Here is a 24,140-nt window from a genome sequence, read left to right on the forward strand (position 1 = left end):
TTTTTCACCTCCCTAAAAATTTTATTAGCCGAACCTAAAAATAACTTAAAAAAGAAATAAATAGTTCGCAATCATGTTAATGACCATGTTATAATAAAAGGGAAACATCGGCTGTCTTTTACGGAAAAAGCGAGGTGCCTATGTACAAAAAGGGTGATAAAGTCATTTTACTTGATTACAGCGGAAAGCCCGTTGTTCCCAACATTGTTGCAGTCATAGAAGATGTTTACGGCGATGACAGAGTCAGACTCTTATTGCCTGATAACGGTTGCTGTTTGGAATTTGTCGACAGATTTAAAAAGATCGACGACAAGAAGTACGACCGGATCCTTCACACAGTTAAAGAAAATGAGAAAAATCTTCCGGTAGATCTGCAGTTAGACATTAGAAAATTTGCTGCAAAACATCCCCGCCGCAGAAAAGATGAGATACTGAATATGTTCGACCAGGATAAGCGATATATCTCTATTCTTCAAGCCTATTCAGGCCGTGTAATGATGTATGGAGAAGAGAATATAAACGAACATTTCCTCTATGAATATAATGACGCCGTCAGAGGCATCATTAAGACAAGAACTTTTTTCCATGAACTTGATGAATCAATCCCCATTCCCGACCTGTGATTCGCCGCTGTTTGCTATATACAGCCCCAGTCCCAGACAGATGAACGCATAAGGGGTTGATAATACCTGGGAAAAAGATACCATTCCGTTAAGATAATATGAAACTATAGGGAGCGCGCAGATAATAGCTGCGGGCCCCTTTTCTTTATCGCATTTCTTAAGACTTGCAAGTACGTAAAAAGCAATAAACAGCATTCCTACAAGTCCCGCTAGTCCACCTTCAATAAGCTCAGTAAGGAAAATACTGTGCGCGTTGGTAAGTCTGTTTTCACCAAACTCATTTATAAGAAGCTCCGCGCGCACAGGCTTTGAATAAGCATATGCGCTAAAGCAGTCTCTTCCCACACCTACAACTTTCCTAAATGAAGGGAGCTCTTTGTACATATCAAGCGTAATGCGCCATATTGTGCCGCGTCCGTTACCCGCAAGATCATCAAATCTTACAATCACATACGCAAGTCCCAATGTTGCTATAATGCAGACGAAAGTCTTGTATATCTTTCTGTATTTTTCGCCACGAAGACTGCTTTCTTCGCTCTCTTTGGAAAGCGATACTATCATGTATAGCAAAAGTCCCACGGTCATGAAGAATATTCCGCCGTTCATATCGCAGATTTTGATTAAGATATTGTCCGAATATGTATATTTTCCGGGAAAGATTCCCAATAAGATCTTTACCTCAAACATGGCAAGGCCAAGGACAAAGAGCTGTATCATAAGCGCCTGCAGTCTCTCTTTTTCATAGAGGCAATACCAGATAAGAAGGCCGTATGTACCGATCAGGGTCAAAAGAGCACTGTCGCTTCCCTGAACAAACAGAGCCATTAAGACAACCACGCTGTAGAAACTCCAAAAGTAGAACTGCTTTCCAAAAAGCTCACGTGTCACGGCAAAGCCAATTCCAAGAGGCGCAAATATAGAAAGATATCCCGCATACCAATTGATGTTTCCGACGCACGCCAAAAATGACGGATCTGTACCCGAAACGCTGAGGATATTCACGCCAAAGCGCTCCGTTATAACAAGAATAGCGATAACAAAGGGGGTAAGGAATATCGCAGCAAGAAGATATCCGTTGATAACGATTCCTTCCGAATAGACAAAGCAGAAGAACATCATCAGGATAAACGTGATAAATCCCGTTCGCCATCCTTCAAGTCCCCAGAAACTTACTTTGTGATCGATGGAAACAGCGAGATTGATAAGATTAAGGCAGAGAAATACTTTAAACAGGTTTCGTATCTCCGATTTCTCCACACCTTTTTCGATAAACTCAGAAATGTACGCAAAAATAATAAGCCCCGCAATGGCAGCGCTTATTATCATGTATATATTCCACTTTTCCTCTCCGAGCATATAATACCCGTCCTTCATATAGATAGGAAGGATCGTAGAAAGCATTATCAGATAAAATGTCAAAAGAATCTTTCTATACTGCATAACACATAATCAAACCTTAAACCTATAACCAACTCCCCAGATTGTCTCTATATACTGAGGATTTGATGTGTCGTATTCAATCTTCTCACGGATTTTTTTGATATGAACGGTTACCGTTGCGATATCACCGATGGAATCCATGTTCCAGATTTTTCTGAAAAGTTCTTCCTTGGTAAATACGTGGTTGGGGTTCTCAGCAAGGAATGTGAGAAGATCGAACTCTTTTGTGGTAAAGCTCTTTTCCTCATCATCCACATATACTCTTCTTGCAGTCTTGTCGATCTTAAGACCTCTGATCTCAACAAAGTCATTGCTCTCATGTCCCGATCCGACAAGTCTTGAGTATCTTGCCATATGTGCCTTAACTCGCGCAACAAGTTCCGAAGGACTGAAAGGCTTTGTGATGTAATCATCTGCTCCAAGTCCCAGTCCTCTTATTTTATCGATGTCATCCTTCTTGGCGGAAACCATGAGGATAGGCACATCTTTCTTTTCCCTTATGTGCTTACAAACTTCGAATCCGTCCATACCCGGAAGCATGAGATCCAGGATAACAAGATCAAACTCCTCAGCAAGTGCCGTGCGAAGTCCCGCATCTCCGGTGTTCTCGATAGCTACCTCAAAGTCGCTAAGTTCCAAATAGTCTTTCTCAAGGTCAGCGATCGCCTCTTCATCCTCAACAATAAGTATTCTGCTCATACACTCTTCTGCCTTTCTTTAAGTATTATGGTCAACTGTAACTGTTTCGGAACCGCCTGCAAATTCAATGTACTTTCTGAGCACGAAATGCATACACGTTCCCTCTCCCTCATGGCTTGTTGCCCATATATATCCGCCATGATCTTCTATGATCTTCTTTACGATAGAAAGACCTATTCCGCTTCCTCCCTGCTTGGAATTTCTGGAAGCATCCGTTCTGTAGAATCTGTCGAAGATATTCGGAATGTCTTTCTGTGCTATACCCTTTCCGTTATCTTCAAGTTCAACGCGGATTGAATCGACTTCGTCCAATATCCTTATGTCGATCTGTCCCGTTCCGTCATCCCTGTCGAGATACTTAACACTGTTGCTCACTATGTTGTTCACAACTCTCTTAAGCTGCTCGGGATCTGCAACTATCTGCGTATCGGGCCCCGTTAAGTTCGAATAATTAAGCTTTATCGACTTGCTCTCAAGGTCTGCACCGATTTCTTCAATACAATCTCCGAAATACTCCGCAACACCCAGCTTTACAAAGTTATACGGAATTCTGTTGTTGTCGATACTGGAGTAAAGAGTCAGCTCATTGATAAGATTATTCATATCATTTGCCTTGTTATAAATAATCTTAACGTACTTGTGCTGCATCTCGGGATTGGCTGCAACGCCTTCCATAAGTCCCTGTGAATATCCTTTTATGGCAGTTATGGGAGTCTTAAGATCATGAGAAATATTGCTGATAAGCTCCCTGTTCTGCCGTTCTCGTTCTATCTTCTCTTCCGCAGATTCCTTAAGCCTAAGGCGCATGTCCTCGTAGTTTCTGTAGATAGCGCCTATCTCGCCCTTTTCTTTGACATCCGTCGGAAGTATATAATCAAAGTTACCGTCCTTGATGTGCTGCATTGCAATATTAAGCTCATCAATTGGTTTGAAAAAGCTTCTTCCTATCCATGTCGTAAGCAAGATACTCGTAAGTAAAAGTATAATTACTATCGACACGGTCATATATATAATAAGTGATTTGGGGAATTCCGCTTTTATTCCTGAAATGATATAAAGACTTCCGGGTTCCCCTGTTGAAAAAATAAAATTATACTGTCTTACAAATAATTTGGACTCCGGTAATACATATATGCTGTTAACACTACTTCCATAACTGAGCTCATCTATTACGCTCTCAGCGGCTTCTGCATTTTCATCAGCAACATAAAAATTAGCATCTCCTCTTTTCACGATTATATATGAATACAAAGAGGCTACTTTCTCATTAATATTCTGAAGTACTTCCGGGTTTTCCAAAATAAAAGGGTGAACAAGTCTCTCCTCTTCTATATCATTTATTAATCTATCCGTTCCCATTGCAAATGCTTCGATTGGATTTGAAACCATATTGTAATCGACAGACCCTGAATGTTCCTGGGCAGCCTGTTGTTTACGCACAATATACCTTCCACCCATTAAGAACATTCCAAATGCAAGGAAAAGAGGAAATATAACAATCACCACTGAAGTGATAATGAGTTTCGTACGGAATCGCATAATAACCCCCTACTTATTTTTAGTATACCATATTTTGTAAACAAGTGTGCATATTGAAGATAATTGTAAAAAAATATAGATATTTTCACAAAACCGATAATAAGTTTTTTGAAAATATCCATATTTTTACATCTTATATCACATATTCAAGCTTATCCGCAAAATGTCCCAGGAACTTTATCGTCCTATCATCCTTTGGGTTTTTGAGTACTTCTTTTGCTGTTCCTTCTTCAACTACTTTTCCGTCTGCAAGGAACACGATCTTGTCCGCAACATCGAGAGCAAATTCAAGCTCATGTGTAACTATCACGGAAGTTATGTGCTGCTCTTTTGAAATTCTTTTTATTATCTCGAGAACATCCTGTACTTTTTCGGGATCGAGCGCGCTTGTCGGTTCATCAAAAAGAATGACTTCAGGCTTAAGTGCAAGTGCACGCGCTATTCCTACTCTTTGCTGCTGGCCTCCGGAAAGCTGTGAAGGGTAGTGATCCTTCCATTCAAGCAGGCCTACCTGAGCAAGATTCTCAATAGCAATCTTTTCCGCTTCATACTTATTTATCTTTTTTGCCTTGATGAGCGGAAGCGTTATATTCTGGAGCGCAGTCTTGTTTTCAAAAAGGCTGAAATTTTGGAAGACCATTGCTGTCGACTGTCTGATCTCAAGGATTTCTTTGCTCGTTAGTTTTGCAAGGTCGTAGCTCTTTTCCCCGATTGTCAGTGTCCCTTTATCGGGAGTTTCAAGGAGATTGATGCACCTAAGGGCTGTGGATTTTCCTGCGCCCGAAGGTCCGATTATCGTTACTGTCTCTCCCTTATTAACTTCAAGGTCTATTCCGCTTAATATAGTTTTTGCTCCATATGACTTGTGCAATCCCTGTAGCTTTATCATCTTATTTTCTCCTTATGCGGTCTGCACTTTTCGCGAGTTATAGCTTAGCTTCTTCTCCGCATATTTCTGCAAATATGTAAGTCCCGTACTAAACAATAGATATATGAGCGCAACCTCTATGTAGAGAGCAAGCGGCTCATAGGTTGTGGCAACGATTCTCTGTGTCTTCATAAACATCTCGGTTATCGTGATGTTTGCTGCAAGTGATGTGTCTTTTACCAACGAGATAAAAGTATTGAAAAGAGCGGGGATGCATGCCTTTATTGCTTGCGGAAGGACTATATGGTATATCGCCTGCCATGATGTCAGTCCGCATGCAATCGCTCCTTCTGTCTGGCTCTTCGGCACAGAGATTATCGCTCCTCGTATCGTCTCGGAAGCGTATGCTCCTACGTTTAACGAAAATGCTATGATAGCTGACGGAAGTGCGGGAATATTGAGCCCTACTCCAGGCAATCCGTAAAAGATGATAAACAATTGTACAAGTAGCGGCGTTCCTCTGAATACCCACACATAAAATCTAAAGAATTCAGAGAGTACTTTTATTTTCAGCACTCGTACCACTGCCACTACAATTGCCAGTATCATTCCGATTGCAAAAGAAATGAGTGTCAGCGGAACTGTAACTGTAATCCCGCTTAGCAGAATTTTCGGAAGTGCGTCCGCTATTATTTTTAGTAATCTTGCGCTCATAGTATTCACCGTCTTTTTGCACTGTCAGTGTGCAACTGTTATATCCTCTCCGAAGTACTTCTCTGAAATGCTCTTAAGTGTTCCGTCATCTCTGATCTCTTTGAGTGCTGAGTTAACTGCTTCCTGAAGGTCGCTGTCATCTTTTCTGATAAGTATTGCAGATTCTGTTGCTTCATCGGAAGTTGCTACAACCTTGGCATTTGCATCAGGCTGATTTGCCTTGTAATCAAGGAAAGTAACGTTGTCATTTACTGTCGCATCCGCACGTCCCTGAATAACAAGCTGGATTGACTCTGAAAATCCGTTTGTTGAAACAATCTTGCCACCGTAGCTCTCTGCGAGTTCTGCCCAGTTACTTGTAACTGTAAGTGCAACATCTTTTCCCTTGAGTTCTTCAAAGCTGTTTATATCTGTGTTGTCACCGTTTACTATGACTACGCCGTACACGTATGTATATGGATCTGAGAAAAGATATTTCTCTTTTCTCTCATCTGTGATTGAAACCTGGTTTGCGATGGCATCATACTTTCCTGCATCAAGTCCTGCGATGATTCCGTCCCACTGAGTCTCTGTAAACTTTGCTTCAAGGCCGAGCTTGTCTGCTATAGCCTGTGCAACTTCGATATCAAAACCTGTGAGCTTGTCGCTGTCATCGTGGAATGAATACGGCGCGTAGGTTCCTTCTGTTGCAAAAGTGATATATCCGTTTTCTTTTGCTGTCTCGTAGGTTGTCTTTGCTCCCGCTTCTTTAGCCTGTCCTGCTTCGCTTCCTGCCTCCGCTGATGCTTCTCCTGCTGTATTTGCCTCAGCTTCTGCCACCTCCGCATTTCCGCATCCTGTAAGTATTGTTCCAAAAACACTGACTGTTAATAGTGCTGCTGCTAACTTTTTCATAATATCTTTTCTCCTATACTTCTGTAATTCTCTGTCCGCTTGGGATGGAATCATAGTATCATCGGAGGCGCCTGTTGAAAATTCAATTGATTTTATGTCTGGCAATAAGGATTCATTATCGCGGGATATGGTATACATTCTTGAACATGATGTTCAAGAATGCATCAACCAAGCCAATTTGAATCGACTTCGTCGATAGGGCTTGGCTGACTCCTGATTCATGTTCTCACGAAATCCGCAGCAGGTGCGGATTTCTGTAATTTCATTTAAGATGTTATACTCTATTGAACGAATTCTGTTTGGAGGTAATCATGAGAACACGAGACAATTACTCGGTGCAGTTTTAATGCTGACAGCAGGTTGTACCGAGGTTAATTGATATAAGATGCTGTCACATACTGCACCGGACAAATTGTAGCAATACGTAGTTATACCGAGTAAATATTTGAAAAGGAGCAGTTATGAATACAGATAGAATGAATAAATTGAAAAAAGAGTGGGAAGCAGAGGAAAAGATTGCTCATATTCACGGATGGGATTTTTCTCATATCCATGGAAGATATGAAGAGGAAGATGATCTTCCGTGGGATTACAGGCAGGTTATCGATGAAAGCCGTGTTGATAGCATGAAGTTACTTGATTTTGATACGGGCGGAGGAGAATTTCTTTTATCCATTGGACATCCGTTTGCTAATACAACGGCTACAGAAGGATATCCACCAAATGTTGAGTTGTGCAAAAAAGAATTATTACCGCTTGGAATTGATTTTAAAGAATGTGACGATGCTTCAAAAATTCCTTTTGATGATAGCTCTTTTGACATAATACTAAATAGGCATGGTGATTTTGATCCTTCTGAAAACTTCAGGCTACTACGACCAAATGGATTATTTATTACAGAACAGGTTGGAAGTGAGAATGACAGGGATCTTGTAAAAATGGTGCTATCTGATGTACCTACACCATTTCCTGAGCTTAAACTATCTATTCAGAAAAGAAAGTTTGAAGAGGCCGGATTTGAGATTGTCAGAGCTGACGAGTCCTTTAGGCCTATAAGATTTTATGATGTCGGCGCTTTTGTCTGGTTCGCGCATATCATCGAGTGGGAGTTTCCGGGCTTCTCTGTGGATAAATGTTTTGATAAACTTCTGGAAATGCAGAAAGAGATTGATAAGCGCGGATTCGTGGAGGGGACAATTCATAGATATCTTATTGTTGCGAAGAAAGTAGTGTCATAAATTTTTTCATATAAGACTTAGTTTAAAGTAGGAGACGGTATTCATCGCCTCCTACTTTTTCAATATAATTAAATTTTATATTTACTCCGCATCTCCTGAATCATTTCATCTGCATCTTTAATATATCCTTGATCTGCATGATTCTTTGAATTTTCCAATTTTCTAAGTAGCTCTTCTTCATTCATTGGCGTAATCAGATTGTTAGTATCTATTGTCATATAGTTTATAGCACTTTCTATGCTCACATCTCCTGCAATTTTTATATCATCATATCACTATATATGTTATATATCGATATTATAATTTGATGCAAAGTATATAAAAGTATATAATTTAATAAAAAGTATATAGAAGTATATAAGTATTCACAAAGTATATAAATGTATATAGAAAGGAGCCAAGTATGGAACGAAATCCTTTTGTCATAAATTTTGGAAAAGTACCAAGTCAATATATAAGCAGAGAATTGATAATCGATGAGATTGTTCAGGAAATGACCGAAGAAGATTCGCAGAATACTTGCTTCATGCTCACAGGAACCAGAGGAAGCGGTAAGACTGTAACCATGACTGCAATTGAGAAAAAGATTTCCATGTCAGAGGACTGGATCGTAATAAGACTGAACGCTGAGAGAAATATGCTCGAAAGCTTAGTAGGTAAGCTATATGACAGCAGAGAATTCGTGACAAAATTTGTTGATGCAAATCTTAATCTTTCGAAGTTCGGAATTGGCCTTAATATCAAGACCAAATCTCCTGTTGCAGACATTGAATCCGCGCTCGAGATAATGCTGAAAGAAGTTCGAAAGAAAAAGAAAAAAGTTCTAGTAACTGTCGATGAGGTGTCAAACACCGCCTATATGAAAGAATTTGCGAGCAGCTTTCAGATTCTTATCCGAGAAGAACTGCCTATATTCCTACTGATGGCAGGTCTCTATGAGAACATCAGCAATTTGAAAAACGCAAAGAATCTCACTTTTTTATACAGAACACTGCAATATGAGATGGAGCCGCTTAACCTCACGTTAATTGCTGCGAAGTATTCAAAGGTATTCGGAATCGATAGAGAAAAAGCAATGGATATGGCGCTTATTACAAAGGGCTATCCCTTTGCTTATCAGGCCTTGGGTAAATACATCTGGGAAGAAAAAAATCATGAATTAACCGAATCTGTTCTTATAAAATTTGATGAAGCGCTCAGCTACTATGTTTATAAGAAAATGTGGTCAGAACTGTCCGAGAAGGATAAGTGGTTTATGTCTTTTATAGTGAAAAAAGATGTCATGCCTGTTTCCGAACTGCTTGAACTTACCAAGCAGAAGAAAAACGAATTTTCGCAGTACAGAGAAAGACTTAGAGACAAAGGACTTATCGATGTTTCCGGCAGAGGAATCATTAAACTTACTTTGCCCAGATTTGACGTGTTCGTAAAAAATGAATTGAGATAAGCATAAAACTCACAGTATGTAGGAGCAGATACGTATGCTTTATATTGGCAGAGAATTACCGAAAATAGATTTTGATGAAAATGAGTATAAACCTTTTATTCGGCGTGAATGGTTCCGCAGAAATTATATGTGGTTTGCATATGGATTGATGTTTTTACTATTCATAACGGCTTTATCACTGGGAAGGCTACGTGCAGGACACTTCATAATCAAATTAGTTCTTTTTGCAATAACATATGTGGTACATGAGTTGCTACATATAGTGACCGTTTTTAGAAAAGGCGATATTTACCTAAATCACTCCGGTATATATTTGTGGTTAACACCTGATTTTATTTTATCCAAGCGAGAGTTTTGGATTTTCATGACTATACCGTTTCTTGTGCTTACTTGCCTTTTGGGTTTGAGCTCTTATCTGGTTTCTGAACACGTTGGCATATATCTTAAGTATATTGCATGGATCAATTCGATAATTGCCGGCTCTGATATTATAAATTCAACACTTATTTTGATGATGCCTCGAAATTCATTTTTTTATCGAGGATACTATAAGAATTATTAAAATAATCGATTTTACAAGGAGACTCACTTTGATTGGAGAAATTGTAAAAGTTACAGTCGATCGCCCACTTGGTAGCTACCATCCCAAACATAAAGATATGTACTATCCCATCAATTATGGATACATTGAAAATATAATTGCCCCTGACGGTGAGGAACAAGACGCATACATACTAGGCGTGGAGACTCCTGTTAAAGAATTTACCGGTAAAGTTATTGCTATTATCCATCGAAAAAACGATGTTGAAGAAAAATGGGTAGTAGCTCCACCTGAGATGAGCTTCACAAAAGAGCAAATATGGGAGAAAGTCCTGTTTACAGAAAAATATTATGATTCTGAGATAATAATGTAATTTATTTCTGCTTTCTCTCAGATGCTATCTTTTTTGTCCTTTCCAGTACATCTTTATAAAGATAAATCCATGAAAATGAGATATGTAGGTGGATTTTATGGAAGTGAAATAACCCATGAGGAAGCTACAAAAATCATTGTAAGTGGCCAAGGAGATTATCTCATTATTGCCGGAGAAGAAGGAACCATAATAGGCTACAGAGTTGAGAGTAAGAGCAAAGCACTTATCGAGATTGACCTGTCTTGGGGATATCTGTACCCTGCTCTATTCAAGCTAGTTATGGATGATATTGATATGAGAAAAAACACAACGTAATAAATGCTACTTTTTATGGTGCCTGTCCTACGAAGGTAACCACGTTTGTGGATAAGTGGCTCATTACAGATTCTCTTGGAATGTCATATTCCTGGGGACTTATTGTTTTCTTTATAGTATTCCATCCTGCAAAGACATCATCGATGTACGCTTGTATAAGCTCAGAAGGAAGATTTACCTCAAACTGTGGATCCAAGACTTCCTTTGTATTCATGTTGTGCTCTGTAACTTCTGAATTTATTACCAGACAAACAATTCCCTGACTCTTTATTCCCGCTTTTATTTCCCGTAATTTGTTCAAAAAACTTTTCCGGCTATCTACATGTTCCAATACAGATACAGCTAGAATAAGATCATAAGCATTTTTAGGAATACTAAACTGTTCAATCGTGCAGACCATCCCGTTGATATTTTCCTCAACATCATGAATACTTGCATTGTGTTTTAACTTTTCAATAGCTATATCAAGAATATCTACACAGTCAACTAAACATCCTTTATCTTTGAACTGTTCAGCTAGATAAATACTATTCCTTCCTATCCCGCATCCAAGATCAAGTACACGTATGCAACCATGATCAGAAAGGAGCGGCACGATATCTTTTACCGTTTTAATTGGCTTTTTAAGCCAACTATCTGTGTTGTATAACTCTTCATCATTATAGATTTTTATATGAGATATCTTTTCACTTTCTCGTATTTTATCTATCCTTGACTTCATTCCTGTTTCCTCTCAGATGCTATCTTCTTTGCCCTTTCCAGTACCTCAGATAAATTATCAGCAGATAACTGTTCTCCATATGCTTCCGCGTTTTTGAGGAGCTGAAAGTTTTTCCTCTCGCTACTTCGTTCCTCATCATAGAGATTTTTTAAGTCTATGGCACCATAGATTTCATCTAAAAAAGACACTGCCTCTTTAGAATGTTGTAAAGAATCTACACTTCCGTAAAGATTTTCCACTGCGGTAATGATATCCTCTTTACTTATTTTTTCTTCTGAGATGACCCCAATAATATCAGACCTGTCATATTTGTACGGACGTAGCGAAGCTAATTTCATTGCAATAATGTATGCTCCGGGCATAGTTCTAACATGAAGGATATTTGAAAAGGTTTTATATGGAATTGAATATTGCGGTATCTTATCGGAATATGAGCGAGTCTTTTTAAAATCATCATTGAGCCAACCGCTTTTTAATCCATTTTCATCACCAACAATATTTATGGCATCTTTCATAACGGAAGATGCTCTTATAAATGCATCTATATCTGTAGTTGAATTACGGAAACCAAATCTTGATACAATTGCTGCTCCGCCTATCAATATAATTTCCGCATCAGTATATTTTCCGTTAAGCTTTCTAAATACTTTGCCTAATTGCTTAAGGTAATTATCCAAATTTTCTTTTGAATAAAAGATATCATTATCAGCCATGTATCACATCTCCCTCGACAATATTGAATGCTAAAAATTCAGGGATAGCATCTTTTTCCATCTTTTTTAGAAGCGAATTTTTATTGGTCAGCTTTTTCTCTATAACCGCATCAATTGGATAGATTTTCTCTTTTAATTTTTGATTTCTGATGTAATTGTAATTTGTACACTTTGGGATATCATTTAATCTGCTGAGATAATCAACCATGGCAACCATATACATTGCCTCAGCGTAGCAACATAATCTCCAAAAGCGATCTATCTTCTTATCTTCCAGAACCTCAATAACATACTCGACCTGGCCCATACGATTAACCAAATGGCATTGTTCACTCTTAAATAATGTGAATGTATATTTCTGATTGCATAAAAAGACCAAATCTTCCACTGACAGATCCAACGCTTTTGCTATTGGCAAAACTTTACCCAAGGCACAATTATTTATATCAGATTTGCCATTTACCAAATTATATACTGTCGGATATGATACTCCGGATAATTCTGCCAACTTGTATAAAGAAATTTTCTTATTTTTTATATACTCATCTATAAGCATATCTTCTACCTCGCACTCATTATATACGTTGTCGTATATATATCTTGTCCAAATTATATACGCTAACGTATATAGCAGTCAATACTAATTATATACGTCAACGTATATATGATAAAACAAAAAAATCCGAGACTTTTACATCCCGGATTTTTCCAAATATATTTTTACCCCAAATTTCTTATAAGATTAACCATCTCAATAGCGCCCTGTGCGCATTCAAAGCCTTTGTTTCCTGCTTTTGTGCCGGCTCTCTCGATTGCCTGTTCAATATTGTCTGTTGTGAGGACACCGAACATAACGGGAATACCGCTGTTTAAGCTGACCTGCGCAACTCCTTTTGAAACTTCTGCGCAAACGTAGTCATAGTGCGATGTCGATCCTCTGATAACTGCGCCGAGGCAGATAACGGCATCGTACTTGCCACTCTTTGCCATCTTGTCAGCGATAAGAGGAATCTCAAATGCTCCGGGAACCCATGCAACTTCAATGTCATCATCATTTACATTCTCTCTCTTAAGCGCATCAACCGCACCACCGAGGAGCTTTGACGTGATAAATTCATTGAATCTTGCTACTACAATACCTACTTTAATCTTTTCCGATACCAGATTTCCTTCATAAACTCTCATATATTTTTCTCCTTATCAATATTTATGAATTTGTATTTAAATGTTGTCAGGGACTAAACTCTATCAATTGCAAAAACTATGTTAGCCCCTGAGTTCATTGTGGTCCCATTTATTAAAATCTCAATATAATCGCTATTTCCGAATCGGTCACACCTTCAGGATATGCCCCATTCGAATCTTTTTGGTCTGTAGATAGAACTTATCGAAAGGATTTGCCTCTATCTCTATCGAAACACGCTTTGTTATCTTCATGCCATAGTCTTCAAGCTGATATACCTTATCAGGATTGTTGGTCAAAAGATTAAGCGACCTAATTCCAATATCTTTTAAAATCTGTGCTCCTGTGTAGTATTCACGCATATCTCCGGGGAATCCAAGCGCAAGGTTTGCATCAAGGGTATCTGCTCCCTCATCCTGCAATTTGTAGGCTCTGAGCTTATTTACAAGCCCGATTCCGCGCCCTTCCTGACGCATGTACAAAAGAACTCCACGTCCCTCTTCAGCGATCATCTTCATCGCCTTATCAAGCTGCTGTCCGCAGTCACATCGCATCGAACCAAAGACATCCCCCGTAAGGCACTCGGAATGCACTCTGCAAAGAACATCTTCTCCGTCTGAGATATCTCCCATAACAAGCGCCACGTGATGCTCACCGTTTATCTTGTTAATGTAGCAATGAGCCATGAATTTTCCGTATTTAGTCGGCATGTTTGCGATTGAAACACACTCTACAAGGTTATCGTAAATCTTTCTGTACTCAGCGATATCGGCAACCGTTATGTACGTAAGGTCATGCTCTTTTGCAAACTCCTTAAGATCGCCCTCGCGCATCATTGAGCCGTCATCCTTCATAATCTCGCAGCACAGTCCGCATTCCTTAAGCCCTGCGAGTTTAAGAAGATCCACTGTTGCCTCCGTATGCCCCTGTCTTTCTATAACACCACCACTTTTGGCAACAAGGGGAAAAAGATGTCCCGGCCTTCTTAAATCATACGGATCACAATCATCAGATGCACACATTCTTGCCGTCAAAGCTCTTTCATCTGCCGATATTCCCGTAGTTGTATCCTTGTGATCTATGGAAACGGTAAATGCCGTCTCGTGGTTATCCGTGTTGTTATTGACCATAGGATTAAGGCAGAGCCTGTTTGCAATTTCTTCGCTGATCGGCATGCAGATAAGCCCGCGTCCGTACTTTGCCATAAAGTTTACGACTTCTCCGGTCACATTCTCAGACGCACATATAAGATCCCCTTCATTCTCTCTTTTCTCATCATCAGCAACTACAATTACTTTTCCTTCTCTCAAATCGGAAAGTGCCTTCTCTAAAAGCTGCTTATCCATTTCTGCTATCCTCCTTAATAAAACCCGTTCTGTAAAAGAAATTCTTTCGTGATACTTCCGTTATCTTTATTTATCTCGCAAAATTTTTTTATGTACTTTCCAATGATGTCTGTTTCTAAATTGACTTCGTCCCCAACTTTTCTAACACCCAAAACTGTTTCTTTTAAAGTGTGAGGAATGATCGAGACGCTGAAAGATGATGCGCTCATCTTTGCAACCGTAAGGCTTATGCCGTCTATTGCTATCGAACCTTTTTCAACAATTCCATCAATAATGCCGGCAGATGCCTTTATCTCGAACCAGACAGCATTTCCGTCATTTTTTATCGAAGCTATCTTGCCGGTTCCGTCTATGTGTCCCGAAACCATATGACCGCCAAATCTCCCTTGAGCACTCATGGCTCTTTCAAGATTTACGGGACTTCCCGTTCTTAGTTTCATAAGGCTCGATCTTGAAAAGGTTTCATTCATAACATCGCAGGTAAAAGAGCTGTCGGTATAAGTTACAACCGTAAGGCAGATGCCGTTTACCGCGATACTGTCACCGATATTTACATCTTCCAAAACCTTTTTACACGATATGCACAGGGTGCTTTCCTTAGAGCCTTTAGATATACTCTTGACTGTCCCCATTTCCTCAATTATTCCGGTAAACATTTATACTTAACCTCGCTTTCTATAAGCAGATCTTCTCCGACTCGAGAAATCTCTGTGACATTAAGTTCTATTGCCTCATCCGGTTCATCTATAAAAATGCCTGTTACAGGACACTTTCCCATTCCGCCAAATATCTTAGGTGCCATAAATGTGTGCACTTCATCAACAATGTGTGCTCTAAGCGCGCTGTTATTAAGTGTTCCGCCGCCTTCAAGGAGTATTCCGTCAATACCAAGGTCTCCAAGTTTTTCCATCAGGATGTTTAGATCTATTCCCTTAGAGTTCATCGGGACATTTACTATCTTGCAGCCCTTTTTCTCATATTGGGAAAGTTTCTCTTTATCTTCTGAAGCGGTAGCTATTATTGTCTTATTTGTATCTGCTGTCCGGACAACCTTTGAATCAAGCGGTGTCCTTAGGTTCGTATCGCAAATTATCCTGACGGGATCTCTGTGCGGCGTATCAAGACGGCAGTTTAGCATCGGATCGTCGGCAATAACGGTAGATACTCCGACCATTATTCCCATTAGTCTGTTTCTCAAGACATGTACTTCTTTCCTTGATTCTTCACAGGTTATCCACTTTGATTTGCCTGTGTCTGTCGCAATCTTGCCATCTGCTGTCATCGCATATTTCATGACTACGTAAGGGCGCTTTTTCAAAATATATTTATTAAAGACTTTGTTTAATGCTGTACACTCGTCTGCAAGAACTCCCGTTACAACTTCTATTCCGTGATTACGAAGTATCTGTACCCCTTTTCCCGCAACAAGTGGATTTACATCAAGTGCGCCCACGACAACTCTCTTTATGCCGTTTTCTATGATTGCCTCAGTACAAGGTGGTGTCTTTCCGTGATGACAACATGGCTCCAAAGTGACGTATATGGTCGCTCCTTCGGGAGAATCACTGCAGTTTTTAAGAGCATTTCTCTCTGCGTGAAGTTCTCCGAATTTTTCATGATATCCTTCACCTATAATTACGCCGTCTTTTACTATGACAGCTCCTACAAGCGGATTTGGATTAACAAAACCGGTGCCTTTTAAGGCAAGTTCAATGGCTCTTTTCATGTATAATTCATCATTCATTTGTTGACCTCTGTTGTGGTATATGTACTAAAACTTCTAAGTGCTCTGGAACAAAGAGTTGCAAAGCAACTCTTTGCGCGCCGATGCGCGCAAGCTTTAGCTTGCATAATACTTCTGCGCATCGGTCGCATCCATAGCGGAGCGTTTTTTTTGATAGGAATTTCCTATCAAAAAATGAGCCCTGAACCAAAAATGTTCAGGGCTTAAAATAAACTACTGCTGTATGGGATATGTACTAAATTCGAAAAAAGCTCATTAAGTACATCCCCATGGCTCGCACTAAGCTCGTCAATACCTCGCTAAGTGCTCTGCTCAAAAAAACACCCTGAACATATAAATTGTTCAGGGTGCTTATAAGCTTTTTATTCAACTGAGCTTTACTTAATGATGTTCTGCTCTCGGCATAAATGCCTCGCCGGAACTAAGTTCGATGACAGAAATCAGAGATTTCTTATCTCACTTATCACTAAGTGCTCTGCATACTTCTTCCATCCAGACTATACTGTCGGCATCGGAATCACACCGATTCTGCCTTGCGGCTCGTGGGCTATACCACCGGTAGGGACTTTCACCCTGCCCTGAAGTTTTTATTAAGTTACTGCTATTGTAAGCAGATTAATTCGTCATGTCAATGATCAAATGTTCAAAAGCTTTGCATACTCAGTAAGAGCGCCTTCTGTCTCGTGTGCAAGAACTCTCTTTGCAAGTACCTTACCAAGCTGAACACCTTCCTGATCGAAGCTGTTGATGTTCCATACAAATCCCTGGAACATAACTTTGTTCTCAAAATGAGCAAGAAGCGCACCGAGAGACTTGGGATTAAGCTCATCACCTACGATGATACTTGAAGGACGTCCGCCCTTGAAGTTCTTGTTGAGGTTATCATCTTTTTTACCACATGCAAATGCAACGATCTGAGCTGCTACGTTAGCGCAGAGCTTCTGCTGGCTTGTGCTTCCCTGAATATCAACATCATTCTGAAGCTGGCTGTTCTTAAAGCCGATGAACTGAAGAGGAATGATGTCTGTTCCCTGATGAAGGAGCTGGTAGAATGAGTGCTGTCCGTTTGTTCCGGGCTCACCGAAGATGATAGGACCAGTTACATAGTTAATAGGCTCACCGAAACGGTTTACGCTCTTTCCGTTTGACTCCATATCGAGCTGCTGAAGATGAGCAGGGAAACGGCTAAGTCCCTGTGAATAAGGAAGAACCGCTGTGCTTGAGTAACCAAGTACGTTGCGCTCATAAACTCCGATAAGTGCATCGAGCATTGCAGGGTTTTTCTTAAGATCTGCATTTGCAGAAAGCTTGTCCTCTTCTGCAGCACCATCAAGGAACTGTGCGAATACGTCAGGTCCGAAAGCAAGTGAAAGAACTGCTCCGCCAACTCCTGATGTTGAAGAGTAACGTCCGCCGATGAAATCATCCATGAAGAATGCTTCAAGGTAGTTCTCACTCTTTGCAAGAGGAGATGTCTCTGATGTAACTGCGATCATGTGCTTGGAAGGATCAAGTCCTGCCTTCTTAAGCGCATCTGTAACGAATGATTCGTTTGTAAGTGTTTCAAGTGTTGTTCCTGATTTTGAAACCAGGATAAAGATTGAATGAGCAACATCAATGCTGTTAAGTACAGCAGATGCATCATCAGGATCTACGTTGCTGATGAATTTTGCTTCCATCTTGAAGTTGCCTGTTCTGTGTGCCCAGTTCTCAAGTGCAAGATACATAGCGCGAGGACCAAGATCACTTCCGCCGATACCGATCTGTACAACAGTTGTGAACTTCTCTCCCTTTGCGTTTGCAATCTCACCTGAGTGAACTTTATTTGCAAAATCTGCGATTCTCTTCTGTTCTTTTACATAGAATTCTCTTTTATCAACTCCGTCAGCTTCTACCTTGTTTCCAAGCTGTCCCCTTGTAAGCTGGTGGAGAACCATTCTCTTTTCCCCGGTGTTAATAACTTCACCGTTATAAAGCGCCTCAAACTTCTCGATAAGCTGTGTTTCTTTTGCAAGCGCATCAAGAGCATTGATAATATCATCATCAACTTCCTTGGCTGCGTAGTTGTATGCAAGGCCGGCTGCCATAGGAACAGAGTACTCTTTAACTCTCTTAGCTCCGTTCTCCCCGGACATAGCTTCAACTAAATTAACGTGTTTGATACCTTCAAGATCGTTATAGGATTTAATTGTATCAAGATTGTTCCAACTAACCATTATAAAATCCTCCTGTTTGGCGCGTGAAATTGGGTTTCGCCATTCGTCTAAAGTTTATCAAAGATATTTTTCCTAATCAAGCGCTTACGAAAAAAAATGACTTGGATCATGAGCGATTTTCTCATAAATCCAAGTCATTTATATGTTTTAATCTATAAGCTGTCAGAAAAAAGCTGATTAAATCTGCAATTTCTTAGAGCTCTGCGATTATCTCCATTACGATAGCTGCGCAGTCTTTTGCTGCCTTTGCTTCGAATGTGGGATAATCAACTTCTGCGCCTCCGTCAGCCTTATCTGAAATTGCCCTGATGATAAGAAAAGGAGTGTTGTTAAGGTAGCTTGCCTGTGCGATTGCTGCACCTTCCATCTCTGTGCAAAGTCCGCCGTGTTCTTTGATTATGGCGTCCTTAACTTCGGCGCTACTGATAAACTGGTCTCCGCTGCAAACTCTTCCTTCAAAAACTCCGATATCGGGAGCTGCCTTCTTGATTGATGCTTTTGCCTTTTCTCTGAGCTCTTTATCTGCTTCGAATGTAGCTGCGCCGATCTGGGGAATCTCTCCCTTCTTGTATCCGAATACTGTGACATCAACATCGTGATAGCAAGCATCTGTTGAAAGAACTATATCTCCGATATTTATATCTGCGTTAAGCGATCCTGCGATTCCTGTGTTGATCACGTGTGTTACGTTAAACAGGTCGATAAGGATCTGTACGCAGATTCCTGCGTTTACTTTACCGATTCCGCTTCTTACTACAACAACTTCGGTATTTCCTATTGTTCCTTCGTAAAACTCCATGGAAGCTTTTTTTACGGTATTTTTCACTGTCATGTTGCTCTTTAAGGTTGCAACTTCAACCTCCATGGCACCAATAATTCCAATTTTCATATATTTTTTCTCTTTCTGTCTTAATTATTCGGGATAAACAAGGTGCTTATCCGTGATGTTATAAAGTGTGTTATCAAGATATCTCTTTGCAAGGAAGTTTGCCATTCCAAGGTTCATATCAAGATAATTTCCGCAATCTCTTGCGCTTGCTCCGGGAACTTCTCCCTTGAAATCGCGCATAAACTCGAACATTCTTGTGACAAGAGGAACGATATCTTTTGAATCAAGGTCTCCTGCAAGAACTACGTAAAAACCTGTTCTGCAACCCATAGGTCCAAAGTAAATTGTTCTGTCCTTGTACTCTTCGTCGTTTCTTAAAAATGTTGCTCCAAGATGCTCCATTGTATGAACTTCCGCTGTGTTCATAACAGGCTCTTTATTGGGTGCTGTCATTCTAAGATCGAATGTTGTTATTGTCTCCTGTCCAACTTTATCTTTTCTCGAAACATAGATTCCCGGTTCAAGATCAAGGTGGTTGACTGTAAAACTAGCTATTTTTTCCATTACTGTTCTCCTCACTCCCACTGTGGTTCTGAAAATATCTCGTATGACAATGCGAGATACTTCTCTATTTTATCATAGTCGCGATTTGCTATCGCGGTGTACAACGTATCTACCAGGAAAAGCTGTGCAAATCTTGAGCTTGTTATTCCGCTCTTTTTATCAATCTCAGGTGAGGTCGCAAAAAGAACATAGTCACATCTGGTCGTAAGCGCGTTATTGCCAAGCTTTGTTATGGCAATGGTCGTTGCTCCCGCATCCTTTGCGGCTGTGAAAAGCTGCATGATCTGCTTGTTTCTGGCATTATCGCTAAAAAATATAGCAACGTCCGCAGGTCCTATCTGCGAAACGGTCATCAGGCTAAGATGCTGATCCTGATTAAATACAACATTATAATGAATTCTGAGTAATTTGCAATAAAGATCGTATGCGGCAAGTCCTGCCGTACCTACGCCAAATATCTGTATCTGCTTGGCATTTATTATCTTATCTACTGCATCATTAAATGTTCCTGCGTCAAAAAGCCTGTACGTAGTCTGTACTGCCTGAACGCTTGTAGCGCAGATGTTATCTGCAATCGATTGAAGCGATGTATACTCATTGACATCCTTAAATGAAATCTTCGGTCCTTTATCAGCTACTGTAAGAGAAGAATTTGCTTCCGTATAGTAAGCATTCTTAAGGTCTTTAAGACCGTCATAACCAATAGCCTGTGCAAAGCGCGTCCATGCCGCCTGCGTAGTTCCGGACAAACGTGCAAGATCTTTTATAGGATATTGAAAAAGATCATCCTTCCTCTCGAGAATATAATCCGCAACTTTCTTCTCCGATGAAGGAAGTGCGTTATAACAACTCTTTATTCTCTCGCTGACAATATTCATACAGAATGCCTCCATTAATAATTGCACCTTTTAAGTATAACGTAATTAAGGATATATTGAAATAAATTTTCACAAACTCATTCAAAATTTTCTCTCTCCAAAAACTCGGAAAGTTGCTCTATAGGAATGGGTTTGGAGTACTTATAACCCTGAAGGTATCTTGCATACATCTCTTTACATCTGTTCTGGTCATTATCATCCTCTACACCTTCGTAGAGAACATCATATTTCATGTCATTAAACATGTGCGCCATGTGTGTTACCATGGTCTTTGACTTATTATCGGATCCGCTTGCAATTACAAGCGAACGGTCGAATTTGATTATGTCAAAAGGAAGCTCCATGATTCTTTCCATATTGGAGTAGCCGGTTCCAAAATCATCAAGATAGAAGGTTATTCCGCTATCCCTAAGTTCAAAGAGTTTTTCTTTTAGAGCCATGAAGTCTTTTTCATTCTGACTCTCTGTAATCTCAATTGCCACCTTATCAAACGGGATTCCCGCGTCACGTACTATCTTGGTTATGTTCTCACAAAAATCTTTTTCCTTAAAATCAAGTATAGAGAAATTGACTGATATTCTCTTGATGAAATATCCATCATCAAGCTGTCTTCTTATCTCGTTACAGGTCTTTGAAAAGATGATAAGACTGAGAATATGGATATAATGGTGTTTCTCTGCAATGGGAATGAATCTGTCCGGAAATACCATTCCAATTTTCTCAAGCCTCAGTCTCATAAGAGCTTCTGCGGTATCAAACTTTCCTGTTTCTATGTTATATACAGGCTGGCAATACACAAGTACGCGAGGATCTCTTAAATCTTTTCTACTGTTGATATCAGCAAGCTGTTCAACTATGTATTTGTGGCTCTTATATCTTTCAACATCCTCATCATTGACATAATGAATTTCATTTTGAAGCATCCTGTTTTCTACATAATCTATCATCTGTATGTAGTCATCAGCCTTATCAAGCTCATCCATGGTACGAATGATCACCATCTTGTAATCCTTCTTATAGATTGCGTATTGTTCATTAAATGTGCTGATGATATTGTCTATTCCCTTAGAATAATCCGAGTTTATGGCAAGCCGAACAGAGAGCGCTATTTTTCCTTCTGCAACCTGAAATAGTTTGGCTCCTTTAAACATATATGTGCTTACTTCTCTGATCGTATCTCTCATTTCTTTAGGAAACTTATATCCCTTACGGTCGCCTTCAGTAATATGGAGGAAAATAATAAGAAGATCATCCTTTTTCTTTAATGCATTCTCAATGTTTTCAATAAGTGAATCTGCATGAAGCGAGCCCGTCTCAAGATTGTACGGGTTGGAATGCATAAGATACATTATTGCTATTGCAGGGAAAATCAGTGTTGATATAGTAAATGATTTTTGATCGTGTTTCTGCTGAATGCAAGTGATCACAAAAGACATGAAGATAGAAGCATATAGGGCTATTACTACAGGCCTATACATATGCTTACCAAAACGTATCAATATGCAAAGTATAAGAAATGCGAAAAGAAGATAACCGCATGCCGGGATATATTGTCCAGGCTGAATATTCTCATAATCGATGATACTAAATCCAAACCCAAACATCATTCCAAGCAGATCTACAGATGCAAAGACAGTAAAAACCGCGATTGAAATAAAGTCAATCATCCGCCCCGTTGATTCAGGGAGTTTCATTTGATTCTTTATATATATAAGATAAAGTGCAAGCGCTAAAAGAACAGAAAAATGAGTAATGTATTTTTCAATGTAGAGTAAAAATACAGGATAATCTCCAAGTTTACCCATATTCTGGCGAAATACAAGATTTGAAATTGCCGCAATGAGCGTACACAGCAATATCACCTTAAACATCTTAAATTCAGAACTCTGCCTGATATAAGTAACACGAATAAGAATTGCCATAACGATGATTACCGCCATGACAATAATATCGCCTACCGGACTGTATCCATTAACATAAGATGTGATATCTATCATATTCGCACCTCAAACTCGAAAATACTCTACCATATAATGATAACCCTTATGATGTAAATACAAATAAAGTCCCTATTAAGATTTGATAAAAAATTTCAGCTATTGAATTTTTAATTCATTGTCTATAAGACCGACTATAGTGTCAGTCGCACTGTGAAGATTACTGTTCCTCATGTTTTCTATATATTTCTCACGGTTCTCGTAAAGATCTTCTATTGATTCAACAAGTATATCTTCATCGAGGTCGTCATTGTCAATAACAATTGAGAATCCCTGCTGTTCAAATGACCTTGCGTTTAGCATCTGGTCACCTCTGCTTGATTTGGTTGAAAGAGGTATCAGTATATTTGGCTTTTTGAGCGCAAGAAGCTCGCAGATTGAGTTTGCACCTGCTCTTGATACAACAATATCCGCCATTGCAAAAATATCTTTAAGCTCATTTTTTACGTATTCAAACTGCTTGTATCCGGGAAGAGTGAGCTTTAGATTATCCATCTTCTCTTTTCCGCAGATATGAACAATATTGAAGTTCGGTAATAATCTTGGAAGAGCATATCTGACTGTTTCGTTTACGGATTGTGCCCCCAAACTTCCGCCGATTACCATAAGTACCGGCTTATCATCTTCAAAGCCGCATAATTTCTTACCTTCAGCGGCATCACCCATTCCAAGCTCGTCTCTTATGGGCGTTCCTGTGAGCACTGCCTTCTCCGCGGGGAGAAGCCTCATTGTCTCAGGGAAGTTACAGCAAATCTTGTTGGCACCTGCAATGCTGAGTTTGTTGGCAAGTCCGGGTGTCATATCGGATTCATGCACGATATATGGTATCTTAAGCGCGCCTGCAGCTCTTACTACCGGCACACTTACAAAGCCTCCCTTAGAAAAAACTATGTCAGGCTGTATCTTTTTTAATATTTTCTTTGCTTCTGCAAATCCCTTTAATACTCTGAAGGGATCCGTAAAGTTCTTCGGATCGAAATATCGTCTGAGCTTTCCTGTTGCTATTCCGAAATACGGTACGTTGTAGTCCTCTATCAGTTTCTTTTCTATTCCGCTATATGAACCAATGTAATAGATATCATATCCGGCTTTTCTTAATGCGGGGATCAGCGCGATGTTAGGTGTAACATGTCCTGCGCTTCCGCCTCCTGTAAGTACGATTTTTTTTGTAACAGAATCACTCACGATTATTCCTTCTTCCGTAAAAAAATTCTTAACACTGTGCAGATAGTATACCATTTTTTTTTGCAAATAAACT

The 24,140-nt window shown here is 39.7% G+C and carries 26 protein-coding genes and 1 riboswitch; of the genes, 6 read left to right on the plus strand and 20 right to left on the minus strand.

All coding sequences use genetic code 11. The features are described 5' to 3' along the window. Positions 1–140: 140 nt before the first annotated feature. The gene (locus CD00_RS0112430; RefSeq protein WP_026656258.1) at positions 141–623 is read left to right on the plus strand and encodes a hypothetical protein; all 483 of its coding nucleotides are present in this window, start codon (positions 141–143) and stop codon (positions 621–623) included. Here the strand turns inward: CD00_RS0112430 and CD00_RS0112435 are convergent. The 6 genes from CD00_RS0112435 to CD00_RS0112460 form a co-directional block, all read right to left on the minus strand. Beyond that, a complete protein-coding gene (locus tag CD00_RS0112435) occupies positions 600–2,063 on the minus strand; it encodes an O-antigen ligase family protein (protein WP_026656259.1) in 1,464 nt (487 codons plus the stop codon). The two genes, CD00_RS0112430 and CD00_RS0112435, sit on opposite strands and share 24 nt — an antisense overlap. A gap of 9 nt (positions 2,064–2,072) precedes the next feature. Next, complete coding sequence (locus CD00_RS0112440) at positions 2,073–2,762, minus strand: response regulator transcription factor (protein ID WP_026656260.1); 690 nt, start codon at positions 2,760–2,762, stop codon at positions 2,073–2,075. A gap of 18 nt (positions 2,763–2,780) precedes the next feature. Beyond that, a complete protein-coding gene (locus CD00_RS0112445; RefSeq protein ID WP_330365459.1) occupies positions 2,781–4,202 on the minus strand; it encodes a sensor histidine kinase in 1,422 nt (473 codons plus the stop codon). Between the two features lie 232 nt (positions 4,203–4,434). Next, positions 4,435–5,190, minus strand: coding sequence for an amino acid ABC transporter ATP-binding protein (locus CD00_RS0112450; protein WP_026656262.1), 756 nt, complete (start codon positions 5,188–5,190; stop codon positions 4,435–4,437). A gap of 12 nt (positions 5,191–5,202) precedes the next feature. Then, entirely contained in the window at positions 5,203–5,883 is a 681-nt protein-coding gene (locus CD00_RS0112455; protein WP_026656263.1) for an amino acid ABC transporter permease, read from the minus strand. Positions 5,884–5,907: 24 nt separating this feature from the next. Beyond that, entirely contained in the window at positions 5,908–6,777 is an 870-nt protein-coding gene (locus CD00_RS0112460) for an amino acid ABC transporter substrate-binding protein (RefSeq protein ID WP_081811912.1), read from the minus strand. Between the two features lie 461 nt (positions 6,778–7,238). Between CD00_RS0112460 and CD00_RS0112465 the strand changes: the two genes are divergently transcribed. Beyond that, the gene (locus CD00_RS0112465) at positions 7,239–8,015 is read left to right on the plus strand and encodes a class I SAM-dependent methyltransferase (protein ID WP_026656266.1); all 777 of its coding nucleotides are present in this window, start codon (positions 7,239–7,241) and stop codon (positions 8,013–8,015) included. Positions 8,016–8,083: 68 nt separating this feature from the next. Here the strand turns inward: CD00_RS0112465 and CD00_RS20230 are convergent, their stop codons facing one another. Further along, positions 8,084–8,260, minus strand: a complete 177-nt coding sequence (locus tag CD00_RS20230) for a hypothetical protein (protein WP_185750456.1) — start codon at positions 8,258–8,260, stop codon at positions 8,084–8,086. A gap of 158 nt (positions 8,261–8,418) precedes the next feature. On the opposite strand from CD00_RS20230, the gene CD00_RS0112475 reads away from it, so the two are divergent. The 4 genes from CD00_RS0112475 to CD00_RS0112490 all read left to right on the plus strand — a co-directional run bounded on the left by CD00_RS0112475 (position 8,419) and on the right by CD00_RS0112490 (position 10,691). Then, positions 8,419–9,462: an ATP-binding protein gene (locus CD00_RS0112475; protein WP_026656267.1), complete on the plus strand. Its 1,044-nt coding sequence runs from the start codon at positions 8,419–8,421 to the stop codon at positions 9,460–9,462. 148 nt (positions 9,463–9,610) lie between these two features. Then, positions 9,611–10,024, plus strand: coding sequence for a DUF3267 domain-containing protein (locus tag CD00_RS21525; protein WP_442856193.1), 414 nt, complete (start codon positions 9,611–9,613; stop codon positions 10,022–10,024). A gap of 28 nt (positions 10,025–10,052) precedes the next feature. Next, complete coding sequence (locus CD00_RS0112485) at positions 10,053–10,376, plus strand: inorganic pyrophosphatase (protein WP_026656269.1); 324 nt, start codon at positions 10,053–10,055, stop codon at positions 10,374–10,376. Between the two features lie 69 nt (positions 10,377–10,445). After that, on the plus strand, positions 10,446–10,691 hold the full coding sequence (locus tag CD00_RS0112490; protein WP_026656270.1) for a hypothetical protein: 246 nt from the start codon (positions 10,446–10,448) through the stop codon (positions 10,689–10,691). Positions 10,692–10,704: 13 nt separating this feature from the next. On the opposite strand, the gene CD00_RS0112495 is transcribed toward CD00_RS0112490, so the two are convergent. From CD00_RS0112495 to CD00_RS0112555, 13 genes are all read right to left on the minus strand, one after another. Then, positions 10,705–11,412, minus strand: coding sequence for a class I SAM-dependent methyltransferase (locus tag CD00_RS0112495; protein WP_026656271.1), 708 nt, complete (start codon positions 11,410–11,412; stop codon positions 10,705–10,707). After that, positions 11,409–12,125, minus strand: coding sequence for a DUF6036 family nucleotidyltransferase (locus CD00_RS0112500; protein WP_026656272.1), 717 nt, complete (start codon positions 12,123–12,125; stop codon positions 11,409–11,411). The genes CD00_RS0112495 and CD00_RS0112500 overlap by 4 nt, the downstream gene beginning before the upstream one ends. After that, on the minus strand, positions 12,118–12,681 hold the full coding sequence (locus CD00_RS18320) for a helix-turn-helix domain-containing protein (protein WP_051199138.1): 564 nt from the start codon (positions 12,679–12,681) through the stop codon (positions 12,118–12,120). The genes CD00_RS0112500 and CD00_RS18320 overlap by 8 nt, the downstream gene beginning before the upstream one ends. Before the next feature lie 164 nt (positions 12,682–12,845). After that, a complete protein-coding gene (gene ribH / locus CD00_RS0112510; RefSeq protein WP_026656274.1) occupies positions 12,846–13,310 on the minus strand; it encodes a 6,7-dimethyl-8-ribityllumazine synthase in 465 nt (154 codons plus the stop codon). Positions 13,311–13,457: 147 nt separating this feature from the next. Then, the gene (locus CD00_RS0112515) at positions 13,458–14,654 is read right to left on the minus strand and encodes a bifunctional 3,4-dihydroxy-2-butanone-4-phosphate synthase/GTP cyclohydrolase II (protein WP_026656275.1); all 1,197 of its coding nucleotides are present in this window, start codon (positions 14,652–14,654) and stop codon (positions 13,458–13,460) included. 14 nt (positions 14,655–14,668) lie between these two features. Then, positions 14,669–15,310, minus strand: coding sequence for a riboflavin synthase (locus CD00_RS0112520; protein WP_026656276.1), 642 nt, complete (start codon positions 15,308–15,310; stop codon positions 14,669–14,671). Continuing rightward, on the minus strand, positions 15,295–16,398 hold the full coding sequence (gene ribD / locus CD00_RS0112525; protein WP_026656277.1) for a bifunctional diaminohydroxyphosphoribosylaminopyrimidine deaminase/5-amino-6-(5-phosphoribosylamino)uracil reductase RibD: 1,104 nt from the start codon (positions 16,396–16,398) through the stop codon (positions 15,295–15,297). Before ribD ends, CD00_RS0112520 begins: the two co-directional genes overlap by 16 nt. A gap of 476 nt (positions 16,399–16,874) precedes the next feature. Next, positions 16,875–16,988, minus strand: a riboswitch (FMN riboswitch). A 45-nt stretch (positions 16,989–17,033) separates the two neighbouring features. Next, positions 17,034–18,614: a glucose-6-phosphate isomerase gene (locus CD00_RS0112530; RefSeq protein ID WP_026656278.1), complete on the minus strand. Its 1,581-nt coding sequence runs from the start codon at positions 18,612–18,614 to the stop codon at positions 17,034–17,036. A 193-nt stretch (positions 18,615–18,807) separates the two neighbouring features. After that, positions 18,808–19,503 (minus strand): 5'-methylthioadenosine/adenosylhomocysteine nucleosidase, encoded by a 696-nt coding sequence (locus CD00_RS0112535; protein ID WP_026656279.1) that lies wholly within the window; start codon positions 19,501–19,503, stop codon positions 18,808–18,810. A 24-nt stretch (positions 19,504–19,527) separates the two neighbouring features. Next, positions 19,528–20,007, minus strand: coding sequence for an S-ribosylhomocysteine lyase (locus CD00_RS0112540; RefSeq protein ID WP_026656280.1), 480 nt, complete (start codon positions 20,005–20,007; stop codon positions 19,528–19,530). 11 nt (positions 20,008–20,018) lie between these two features. Continuing rightward, a complete protein-coding gene (locus tag CD00_RS0112545) occupies positions 20,019–20,885 on the minus strand; it encodes a MurR/RpiR family transcriptional regulator (protein WP_026656282.1) in 867 nt (288 codons plus the stop codon). Positions 20,886–20,962: 77 nt separating this feature from the next. Continuing rightward, complete coding sequence (locus CD00_RS0112550; RefSeq protein WP_026656283.1) at positions 20,963–22,882, minus strand: EAL domain-containing protein; 1,920 nt, start codon at positions 22,880–22,882, stop codon at positions 20,963–20,965. 99 nt (positions 22,883–22,981) lie between these two features. Further along, a complete protein-coding gene (locus CD00_RS0112555; RefSeq protein ID WP_081670648.1) occupies positions 22,982–24,121 on the minus strand; it encodes an undecaprenyldiphospho-muramoylpentapeptide beta-N-acetylglucosaminyltransferase in 1,140 nt (379 codons plus the stop codon). Positions 24,122–24,140: the final 19 nt, after the last annotated feature.

The organism is Butyrivibrio sp. AE3003, from assembly GCF_000686065.1.
Taxonomy (GTDB): domain Bacteria; phylum Bacillota; class Clostridia; order Lachnospirales; family Lachnospiraceae; genus Butyrivibrio; species Butyrivibrio hungatei_A.